Source organism: Pseudoruegeria aquimaris, from assembly GCF_900172235.1.
Taxonomy (GTDB): domain Bacteria; phylum Pseudomonadota; class Alphaproteobacteria; order Rhodobacterales; family Rhodobacteraceae; genus Pseudoruegeria; species Pseudoruegeria aquimaris.
The window spans coordinates 1-794 of record NZ_FWFQ01000057.1 but is presented as its reverse complement, the minus strand read 5'-3'; the positions used below and the strand labels follow the sequence as shown (position 1 = coordinate 794).

At 63.2% G+C, this 794-nt stretch carries 1 protein-coding gene; it reads left to right on the top strand.

The genetic code is table 11. The features are described 5' to 3' along the window. Positions 1–794: elongation factor Tu (locus tag PSA7680_RS18410; RefSeq protein WP_085870106.1), on the top strand; the 794-nt coding region annotated here is incomplete at both ends.

Genomic DNA, 794 nt, shown 5'->3' with positions numbered 1-794 from the left:
ATGGCAAAGGAAAAGTTTGAGCGTACGAAACCGCACGTCAACATCGGCACCATTGGCCACGTTGACCACGGCAAGACGACGCTGACCGCAGCGATCACCAAGCAATTCGGTGACTTCAAGGCCTACGACGAGATCGACGGCGCCCCGGAAGAGAAAGCCCGCGGCATCACGATCTCCACGGCGCACGTGGAATACGAGACGGAAGCCCGTCACTACGCGCACGTGGACTGCCCCGGCCACGCCGACTACGTGAAGAACATGATCACCGGTGCCGCCCAGATGGACGGCGCGATCCTGGTGGTGAACGCCGCTGACGGCCCGATGCCGCAGACGCGCGAGCACATCCTGCTGGGCCGCCAGGTCGGCATCCCGAAGATGGTCGTGTTCCTGAACAAGGTTGACCAGGTGGACGATCCGGAACTGCTGGAACTGGTCGAGATGGAAGTGCGCGAGCTGCTGTCTTCCTACGACTACCCTGGCGACGACATCCCGATCATCGCCGGCTCCGCTCTTGCGGCTCTAGAAGGCCGTGACCCGGAAATCGGCGAGCAGAAGATCGCCGAGCTGCTGAAGGCCGTGGACGAGTACATCGACACGCCGGAGCGCGCCGTGGACCAGCCGTTCCTGATGCCGATCGAAGACGTGTTCTCGATCTCCGGCCGCGGCACCGTGGTGACCGGTCGCGTCGAGCGCGGCGTGATCAACGTGGGTGACGAGATCGAGATCGTGGGCATCCGCGACACGCAGAAGACCACCTGCACCGGCGTTGAAATGTTCCGCAAGCTGCTGGACCG